Annotated in this window: 10 protein-coding genes and 1 pseudogene; 8 read left to right on the forward strand and 3 right to left on the reverse strand. The window is 65.5% G+C overall.

All coding sequences use genetic code 11. The features are described from left to right. Positions 1–351: pseudogene (locus NN2_RS34960) on the reverse strand (hypothetical protein); the annotation flags it as partial. A 907-nt stretch (positions 352–1,258) separates the two neighbouring features. Between NN2_RS34960 and NN2_RS34965 the strand changes: the two are divergent. Continuing rightward, positions 1,259–2,098, forward strand: a complete 840-nt coding sequence (locus NN2_RS34965; protein WP_082857475.1) for an MmyB family transcriptional regulator — start codon at positions 1,259–1,261, stop codon at positions 2,096–2,098. 409 nt (positions 2,099–2,507) lie between these two features. Here NN2_RS34965 and NN2_RS34970 read toward each other — a convergent pair whose 3' ends face one another. Further along, complete coding sequence (locus NN2_RS34970; protein ID WP_369689977.1) at positions 2,508–3,434, reverse strand: helix-turn-helix domain-containing protein; 927 nt, start codon at positions 3,432–3,434, stop codon at positions 2,508–2,510. A gap of 70 nt (positions 3,435–3,504) precedes the next feature. Here NN2_RS34970 and NN2_RS34975 point away from each other — a divergent pair, with 70 nt between their 5' ends. From NN2_RS34975 to NN2_RS34985, 3 genes are all read left to right on the forward strand, one after another. Continuing rightward, positions 3,505–3,780, forward strand: a complete 276-nt coding sequence (locus NN2_RS34975) for a hypothetical protein (RefSeq protein WP_146098726.1) — start codon at positions 3,505–3,507, stop codon at positions 3,778–3,780. A 181-nt stretch (positions 3,781–3,961) separates the two neighbouring features. After that, positions 3,962–4,708 (forward strand): helix-turn-helix domain-containing protein, encoded by a 747-nt coding sequence (locus tag NN2_RS34980; RefSeq protein ID WP_169812489.1) that lies wholly within the window; start codon positions 3,962–3,964, stop codon positions 4,706–4,708. Positions 4,709–4,743: 35 nt separating this feature from the next. Further along, positions 4,744–5,649, forward strand: coding sequence for a hypothetical protein (locus NN2_RS34985; protein ID WP_063019491.1), 906 nt, complete (start codon positions 4,744–4,746; stop codon positions 5,647–5,649). 293 nt (positions 5,650–5,942) lie between these two features. On the opposite strand, the gene mftR is transcribed toward NN2_RS34985, so the two are convergent. Next, on the reverse strand, positions 5,943–6,563 hold the full coding sequence (gene mftR, locus NN2_RS34990; RefSeq protein ID WP_245658980.1) for a mycofactocin system transcriptional regulator MftR: 621 nt from the start codon (positions 6,561–6,563) through the stop codon (positions 5,943–5,945). A 77-nt stretch (positions 6,564–6,640) separates the two neighbouring features. Between mftR and mftA the strand changes: the two genes are divergently transcribed. The 4 genes from mftA (at position 6,641) to mftD (ending at position 9,518) form a co-directional block, all read left to right on the forward strand. After that, positions 6,641–6,751, forward strand: coding sequence for a mycofactocin precursor MftA (gene mftA, locus NN2_RS36785; protein ID WP_081879272.1), 111 nt, complete (start codon positions 6,641–6,643; stop codon positions 6,749–6,751). Beyond that, entirely contained in the window at positions 6,741–7,046 is a 306-nt protein-coding gene (gene mftB, locus NN2_RS34995) for a mycofactocin biosynthesis chaperone MftB (RefSeq protein ID WP_233429834.1), read from the forward strand. The genes mftA and mftB overlap by 11 nt, the downstream gene beginning before the upstream one ends. Next, a complete protein-coding gene (gene mftC / locus NN2_RS35000; protein ID WP_063019497.1) occupies positions 7,043–8,224 on the forward strand; it encodes a mycofactocin radical SAM maturase in 1,182 nt (393 codons plus the stop codon). The genes mftB and mftC overlap by 4 nt, the downstream gene beginning before the upstream one ends. A gap of 121 nt (positions 8,225–8,345) precedes the next feature. Beyond that, a complete protein-coding gene (gene mftD, locus NN2_RS35005) occupies positions 8,346–9,518 on the forward strand; it encodes a pre-mycofactocin synthase MftD (RefSeq protein ID WP_063019499.1) in 1,173 nt (390 codons plus the stop codon). Positions 9,519–9,581 lie beyond the last annotated feature (63 nt).

The following is a 9,581-nucleotide window of genomic DNA, read 5'->3' on the forward strand; positions in this document are numbered from 1 at the left end:
GACCGCTCCTGCCGCGCCGCCGATCCCGGCGCCGGCCAGGGTTGCGCCGCTGACCCGGTCCGAGCGCCCTGCCGGGATGCCGATCGAATCCAGGGCCGTGGCGACCTGCGCTTCCGCCCCGGCTGCGGTGTTGTTGATGCAGTCACGTGCCTGGGGTGGAAGCCAATCCGGTGCCGGGGCCTGCCATTGACCGATACGAATCGTGTTGTCCGGCGGCTGAATCGGCGCAACGGGCGCCACCGGCTCGGGCAGATGCAGGTCTTGCACCTGCACCGGCGGGGCCGGGTCGTCGGCGGGTTCGGGGCGCGGGGTGGACCCGTTGCGGACCTCGGGTGGCTGCTCGACATACACCGGCTGAGGCTCGGGTGCCGGTTCCGGTTGAGGTTCCGGCGCAGGCGGCGGCGGTACAGGTGGGGGCGGCGGTGTCGCGGTGCCGGGCTGGGAAGGGCTGGTAACGCCTGGCTGGTCAGCGATCGAAGCCGTAGATGCACCCGCCGGGCCGGCGCACGCGAGTGCGATCAACAGCGGGACAGCACCGGCAGCCATGAGCGACGCCGGTCGGGACTTCTCTGTCTGTGACCGATCCGACCCTTTGTAGGGTGTCGCGGTTCTTCTCTTGGCGTTTCTGAATCCTGTTTTCGGCATGCCGAATAAACCCTTCGAACGGAGGGAGGAAAAGGAAGGAATGAATGGTGTGGCGTTTCGGGGATCAGCGCCCCGTCGTCGTCAATGCCGACTGGACCGGGGCGCTGATCCGGTGTTTTAGCAGCTCAGAGGAACGGGAGGACGAGCGAGAGCACCTGGGCGGCGATCGTCAGTCCGTTCGAGACTGCCGCAGAGCCGGTATCGATCCAGGAAAGAACGACCATCGGATCCACAATCAATTTCCCTTCGGAGCAGGAGCAGTTGCCCTACCATCAAAACGCGGAAAATTGTGATTCACCAGGCGTTGAAGGGATGGAGTTTTTATATATACTCGCGCCATCCCCACAAAGAGGTGGATTTACCTGCGACAGCGGCGAAAATTGATACTCCCAGTATCCCTCGAAATTTTTCCCGCACCTCACCGATTGGTGAACACCACGTCGTGAACACCGCCGCGGATCGAGCTCGAGCGCGCCTCTTCGCCGGTGAGACCGCTGGTTATTCGTTGCCGCCATCGGGGGATTCTGGTATGAACGAAAGCGCTCGGGGGAGACAGCTTTTCACCATTTCCTATATTCGTTGACACGAAAGTGTCTGCGTTAGAGGGGGTTTCATGACCACCACACCCGATTCACCTGCCGCTCGACAGCCACCGGATGTGCCCCGTTTGGCTGGCGATGTGCCGGTTGGAATTCCGAAACTCGGGCCCTGGCTACGGGTGATGCGCGAACACCGCGACCTGACCCGCGAGCTGGCCGGCCAGTACACACACGTCAGTGCCACCTATCTCAAGTCGGTCGAGGTTGGTTCGGCGACTCCGCGCCGGGACACACTCGACAAGATCATCACCGGTTACGAACTCTCACCCACCCAGCGTCGCCACACCATCGACTTGTGGGAACCCGCCGCAGTCCTGGCTCCATTGGACGAGCTGCGTGAGCGTATAGCGACTCCTGGTCGCCGAGGGGAGTTGGCGACATGGGACGCCCGGGCGATTGCCTGTGGCTTCTGCGATCCCCTGTGGAATGTCGTGGCAGCCAACCAGCAGTTCCAGAGGCTGTTTCCCGGCCTGGACCAAGCCGAGAACAACCTCGCCATCTGGCGCTTCTCCTCGGCTGACAAATCGTGTCGCCAGGGCCCCGAGGAGGACGCCCAGTTCTTCGTGGCGACTCTGCGTGCGGCATTGGGCCGCTTCCGCGATGCGCCGGAGGGAGCCCGGTTTCTTCGACGACTCGCCGGCAGTGCCCGATTCGCTGGGCTGTGGCGTAGCGGTGTCGAGGTCGCCTACGACGTGGGCCCGTCTCCGCGCCGCTGGGGCGACCGGGATGACCTGGTAACCGTGCAGGTCACCGAGCTTGTCGAGGAACCCGGGGTTCGCTTGTTCTTGGCGTATCGATCCCACACTGGCCGGCATCAGAGCGCGGATAGCGTTGGGACGCAGCCTGTTTCATAGCATGAGGAAGGTGCCGGTGTGCCGACTGATGAGCCCCCAGACACCACGGATTTTGAGGACGCCGCGAATGCAGTGGCGGCCCCGCACGAGCCGACCTACCCGGTCTCTGTCGGCGCTCGCGCTCTGCACAAGTCCGAAGCATGGTATTTGCGGCAGCTGAAAGCCGGCGCGCTGCCGGGACACCGGGCCGGGCGAACATGGTTTCTCACCGCCGCCGATATCGCCGCCGCCATCGAACACACCGCTACCGCCGCGACGCCACCGCAACGGCCTACGTTGTCGCCCGCGCAGCAGCCGCGGCGTCGCCGTCGGCGCCGCCCCAGAGCCCCGTGCTGGTGTGTGCGTCATGGGCGGGCGTGGCCCGGAGGGAAGGCCGCCAGGCATCCGCCTGTTCCCTCCCGGGCCACGTTCATGTACTCACCGCCAACTCTGGCTCCGCGGGGGTGAGCTGTCCCTGCCACCACCCGACCCGGGGCGGAAACCGCAGCTCGGCCGCGGTGAACGAGTAGTCGTGGGTGTCTCCCGTGTCCGGGTTGGTCATGCGCGCGCCGTAGATCAAGTCAGCGTTGGCGGGGCGTGTGGTCCACAACGCTTCCCATTCCGGCACCCGGTCGCAGACCTCGAGCAGACGCTCCCGTTCGCATTCGGGCATCACGCACTCGATCAGCGGCGCGGCACCCCAGATCAGGCCGTGCGCGATCGTCCGCCAGCCCTGCCCGAGCAGCTGCCGCGTCCACGGGTCGGCGACCAGCCACTCGTAGATGCTCACCCCTGCGTGCAGATGCATCAGCGACTCACACGCCTGGTTGGCGGCCACGACGCGACCCATGACGGTGTTGAGGATGAACACCGGCACTGTGATCGCCTCGATAGCGCGAAGCTCCAGGTCACAGGGCGCACTGTCGTCGGACCGAAGCCGCCCCTCCTTCGCCGACACCAGAAGCCGGACGTTGTTCTCCTGAATTTCGAGCGCTCCCAGCACTTTTCGGAGGTTGTCGTCGACGAGCCGACGCTCATCGCGCTCTATCGCCTTGATCGTTCCCGCTGCCAGCCCGACCCGCCGGCCCAGCTCGGCTCGATCCAAATCCAGCTGCTTCCTGCGCTTTTCGACGAATGCTCCCAGGTTTCCGAACCTCGCCGGTACCGTCACGGTCTTACCTCCCCGTCGATCGTGTGCAGCAACCGGCCACAAGTTGTGGCCGCTGCAACCGTTGACCCCCTGCACTGTGCCCACAATGCTAGGGCTAGATCGCAAGCGCATACAGGCCGCAACCACACAATCCGGTGTGACTCCGGTCATGAATACAACGGGGTATATGCGTTTCGGCTGCCACATCGTCGAGGCATGCCGTCGTGCAACACATTTGGTTAGAAAGCGCCCACGGCGCAATGCGGGAGGGAATTGAATGATGAGTCCAGAGCGCCGGGAGTTGTTGTCATCCGACCTCGACCGCGGCTACCGGGTCGCGTCGCAGGTCAGCGACGCCGCGAACCTCATCCAGACCTACGCCGAGACCGCCGACGACCTCGAATTGGCGGCATTTGTTCGGCAATTCGCCGTGCAGCTGCGCACCGAATGCATGCTCCGCGACCGCGCCGAATTACTCACCGCCAAAGAACCGCCCATGTCATGGGCAGAATTCAGCGCTCGCCACCGCACCGACACCAACGAGCGGCGTTGAAACGCCAGTGATCGGTCACTGTCGAATACGCGCGAACTCTATGAATATTCATATTTCAGATCCGGTCGAGCCGGCGTCGGGGAGAGACGGAGACAGGCGGGTGAACCGAGTACGCGGCCACACAGACGGCAGGCACCCCCCCAGACGTACCCGACGCGCCCGCGCAGCCGCACAGGTGGACATGCCGAACCTGCACATCTGGTTGGATCAGCTACGCCAAGAGCGAGGCTGGTCACGCGAGATCGCCGCCGCTCGCGCCCGGATCAGCACGGCCTACCTGTTCAAGATCGAACACGGCCGGTCCGTCCCCAGCATCGACACCCTGGCCAGCATCGTGCAAGGCTACGACCTCGATCCCGCTCAACGTCGCCACACCTACGACTTGTGGAACCCGCCCCGGCGGCTTCCGGCCGACGACGAGCTACGGCGCCAGATCTCGACACCGGAAGTCAACGCCCATCTCGCCCATCTGGATTCCGCGCGCATCCTCTGCGCCTACACCACTCCCCTGTCGACCGTTCTCGCCGCCAGCGACCGCCTACATGACGCACTGCCCGGCCTTCGCCGGGCCGGCAACAACATCGCCCTGTGGTTCTTCCAGCCCCGAGCACGCGACCTGGTCGTCGACTGGCACGACGAAGCACCTCACGTGGTCGCCGCGCTTCGCGCGGCCATCGGCCCCTACCGCGACAGTCATCATGCTCGCGCCCTGCTGAACACCCTGGCCCCCAACCCCCAGTTCGCCGAACTCTGGACCACACTCCCCACCACCGTCAGCTACGGCCGCCAGCCCGGCAAACCGATCCTCCTGCGGCACAACGGATCTACCGACACGGCCGCAATCTCGCTGCAGATCAGCGAGTTCCACAACCCACACGCCATCCTCGTCGCCTACGCCATCAGCAACGCCAACGCGGGCTGCAAGTAACAGCCTGTGCCACAACAGTTTCCGAGGCGGAACACATGCGCGTTTTCATGACCGGAATCGCCCACATCACCGGCGACCCCCGACCGATCACAACAATAGAACCCATCTCCGCCGAGCCAGGACTGGTCGACGCCCTGCACGAGGTCGGACTCGCCACCTACCGTCACGCTCGCGACTCACCCATCAACATGGCCGCAGCCTGCATCGCCGGAACACTCGAGCAATCGCGGATGCCGGCGTCCGGGATCGACATCTTGATGCTCGCCTCCTCCACCATCGGGTTCGGCCAGATCGAAAACACCGAGCTCCTGCAGCTGAGCGAGCGTTTCGGCCTCGCCCGTGCCACCCCGATCGGGGTCTCGGCCGCCGAATGCGCCAACTTCGGCACTGCCCTGCATCTCGCCCGCACCCTCGTCGCCTCGGGCGAAGCCCGCACCGTCCTGCTGGTAACCAGCGACGCCTGCACCACACCCGAGCAACGCCTGCTCCGCCAAGTCAACTCCGTCGTCAGCGACGGCGCCGCATCCTGCCTCGTCACCACCGAACCCGCCCGCATCGAAATCCTCACCACCGCCACCGCCACCAACCAGCTCATCCGCGCCGCCACCAACCCCGATGCCATCGCTGCGCTCACCCGCCGCACCCTGCTCGGCCTTATCGATGACGTGTTACTACGTACGAACGTCGACCGCGACCAGATCCGGCAGGTCATCACCAATAACATCAACACCGAAGCGCTGCGATTCATGACCTTGTCGGCCGGCCTCGACCATAACCTCTGTTATGCCGATAACGTCGCGGACTTCGCTCACGTGCACTCCGCCGATAACCTGATCAATCTCCAGACCTATCTCGAAGACGGCGCCGCGCCCGACCAGATCGCCCTCACCATCAGCCACGCCTTCGGCACGTGGGCCCTCGCTCCCCTCCTGATCCGCTAACGAAGACCAAGACCTCGACCAACCCTAGGAGTCGGACGGCTCGACCTTCAGTAGTCGAGGTCGCGGTAGCTCGCCAGTCCTTCCAGATGCGGTCGATACGCAAATAGACTGCGCTACTTCGTCAAACAGCCCGTTCTCTCCGTTTCGACGAACAACGAATCCGCAGTTCAGCAGGCTTTTCGATACAGCACAGACGATCAAAATCACTCGGCATCCCCGATCCATACGGATCTACAGAACGTCGACAGGACGTCGCAGAATCACTGGCAATCAGGCACCCTCTGTGGGTAGCGTCACTTGCCTGACATTCCGGTGCCGAAGCCGGCGTTCCAGCTGCGCATGGCGCGGTCCAGGGTCTCGGTCAGCTCCTCTTCGGGGTGATCGAGCCAGTGTTCGTAACTGGCCACGGCCACACCGAGGGCGCAGTATCCGGCGGCCTGCGGGATCAGGTCGCGCGGGCTCTGGGCCAGCCGGGCCGCCACGAACTCGGCGACCACGTTGCGCCATTCCTGATAGCGCAGCGTCGAATGCGCCTGCAGCGCGGGCACTTTCAGGATCAACTCCATGCGCTTGCGATGCCAGGGCACCTGAGCCGGGTCGAAGCGGTTGAACTCCACCACCACACTGCGGACCGCGTCGGCGACCGGCTGTTCGGGCGGACACCGGTCGAACAGATCGCGCATCGCCTGCAGCTGGTCGCTGAAATTGCCCCACACCACGTCGTTCTTCGATTCGAAGTAACGGAAGAAGGTCCGCTTACTGACACCGACGGCGGCCGCGATGTCCTCGACGGTGGTGTCGTCGAATCCGCGCTGCTCGAACAACTCGAAGGCGACCCGTTCCAACTCGTCCGCGCTGGTCGAGGGCTTGCGACCCGCCCTGACACGCGGTGCGACAGGTTTTTCCGCGGCCACCCCTTCCATTTTGTCACTCGGTGACATTATGCTGTGCCTCACACCCGTTACCCCGATCCCATCCCCTAGGAGCGGTCATGAACGAACCCATCACCAGCCAGACAGTAGTCCCCGCCGAAGACGCGCTCGTCGAAGACGACCTGCTCGTCGAGGATGTCTCGATCGATGGCATGTGCGGTGTCTACTGACGGCTTCGATCCGGCCGGCTCCTACCGGCTCGCGCCCTCGATCTCACTGCGGCCCGAGCCGTTCGGAGCGCTGGTCTACGACTTCACCACGCGGCGGCTGTCGTTTCTGAAGACCAAGCAGCTGGTGGCGGTCGTGCAAGGACTGGCCGAGCAGCCCGACGCGGCCGCCGCCCTGGCGGCCGCGGGGGTGGCCGAGACCGAACGTCCCAGCTATGTGAAGGCGCTCGCCGGCCTGCTGCAGGCGGGCACCATAGTCCCGCGCCCCGCCGGTGCCGACGAACAGGATCACCGATGAAACTGGTCGAACATTTCAAACACGGCCTCGACGCCCCGATCTGCCTGACCTGGGAACTCACCTACGCCTGCAACCTGGCCTGTGAGCACTGCCTGTCGTCCTCGGGCCGCCGCGACCCGCGCGAGCTGTCGACCGCCGAATGCAAGGCGTTCATCGACGACCTCGAACGCATGCAGGTCTTCTACGTCAACATCGGCGGCGGCGAACCCACCGTCCGCAGCGACTTCTGGGAACTGCTCGACTACGCGGTCGCCCACCACGTCGGAGTCAAGTTCTCCACCAACGGGATTCGACTCACCCCCGAACGGGCCCGCCAGCTCGCGGCCACCGACTACGTGGATGTGCAGATCTCCATCGACGGCGCGACCGCCGAGGTCAACGACGCCGTGCGCGGGCCGGGATCCTTCGATACCGCGATGCGGGCCATGCAGAATCTGGCCGACGCCGGGTTCGAGAACTTCAAGATCTCGGTCGTGATGACTCGCCACAACGTGGATCAGCTCGACGAGTTCAAGGCCATCGCCGACCGATTCGGCGCCCAGCTGCGCATCACCCGGCTACGCCCCTCCGGACGCGGCGCCGATGTGTGGAACGAACTGCATCCGACCACCGGCCAGCAGTTGCAGATCTACGACTGGCTCGTCGCCCACGGCGAAGGCGTCCTCACCGGAGACTCGTTCTTCCACCTCAATGCACTGGGCTCCACTCCTATCGCCGGGCTGAACCTGTGCGGCGCGGGGCGGGTGGTGTGCCTGGTCGATCCGGTCGGCGACGTCTACGCCTGCCCGTTCGCCATCCACGACGAATTCCTCGCCGGCAACGTCCGCGACACCGGCGGATTCGAAAAAGTCTGGCGCACATCGGATCTGTTCGCACGACTGCGGCAACCACAAACCGGCGGCGCGTGCACCTCGTGCTCGGCCTACGACACCTGCCAAGGCGGATGCATGGCCGCCAAATTCTTCACCGGACTCCCCCTCGACGGCCCCGACCCCGAATGCGTGAAGGGCAACGCCGAACTCGCCCTCGCCGGAGTCGGCACGAAACCCCAACCGGATAAGAACCACTCCCGCAGTGCGCCCGCGCGCCGGTCGGTCGCCCTCGGCATACCGACCCGCGCCAGGACCACCGCACCCGACCGGGCGTGCGACACCAGCCCCCTGGCCGGACTCACCTGACACAACCACCAACCATCCTCGACGCCCCCGGACCGCCCATCCGTCCCGCCACTGTCGGCTCGGCATAGGCCCCCACGATGCGGCTCACCGCATGGACTTCGACCGCAGCACAAGGATTCTCATGGCAAGCACCCGTGACTGGTTCGAATCGGTCGCCGAAGCACAGCGACGCGCGAAAAAGCGCGTCCCCAAACCCGTCTACCTGGCCCTGCTGGCCGGTTCCGAAGCCGGCGCTACCCTCGACGACAACGCCGCCGCCTTCACCGAACTCGGCCTGCGCCCCCACATCGCCGACCTACCCGCCACCCGCGACCTGAGCACCACCGTTCTCGGGCAAGACATCTCGATGCCGGTGATCTGCTCCCCCACCGGTGTCCAGGCGGTCGACCCGGCCGGTGAGGTCGGCGTGGCGCGTGGAGCCGCGATGTCGGGTACAGCACTCGGCTTGTCGTCGTTCGGGTCCAAGCCGATCGAGGAGGTCATCGCCGCCAACGACAAGACCTTCTTCCAAATCTATTGGCTCGGAAGCAAAGACGATATGGTCGCCCGCCTCGACCGCGCCCGAGAAGCCGGCGCCAAAGGGATCATCGTCACCCTCGACTGGGTCTTCGCCACCGCCCGCGACTGGGGCAGCCCCGCGCTCCCCGAACGCGTCGACCTCAAAACCGCCGTACGCTTCGCGCCCCAGGTCGTCACCAAACCCGGCTGGCTGTGGCGCTTCGCCCGCACCGGAAAACTCCCCGACCTCACCACCCCCAACCTCGTCCCGCGCGGGCAGCAGGGCCCGACGTTCTTCGGCGCCTACGGCGAATGGATGGGCACCCCACCGGTCACCTGGGACGACCTGGCCTGGCTGCGGCAGCAATGGGACGGGCCGTTCCTCATCAAGGGCATCGGCCGACCCGACGACGCTAAACGAGCCGTCGATATCGGCGCCACCGCGATCTCCGTGTCCAACCACGGCGGCAACAACCTCGATACCACCCCCGCCGCGATCCGCATGCTGCCCAGCGTGGTCCAGGCCGTCGGCGGACAGGTCGAGATCCTGCTCGACGGCGGCGTACGCCGCGGCAGCGACGTCGCGAAGGCGCTCGCCCTCGGCGCGAACGCGGTCATGATCGGACGCCCCTACCTGTGGGGTATGGCCGCCGCCGGCGACCGCGGCGTCCACAACGTCCTCGAAGTCATCCGCCAGGGCATCGACTCCGCGCTCTACGGACTCGGCCACGCTTCCGTCCACGACCTCACCCCCGACGACGTCATCGTCCCCGACAACTTCACCCGGGGCATGTAGTGGCCCCCGCCCCGGTCGCCATCGTCACCGGTGCCGCGCGGGGCATCGGCGCCGCCACCGTCC

It is taken from the genome of Nocardia nova NBRC 15556 (assembly GCF_001613005.1).
Classification (GTDB): Bacteria; Actinomycetota; Actinomycetes; order Mycobacteriales; family Mycobacteriaceae; genus Nocardia; species Nocardia nova.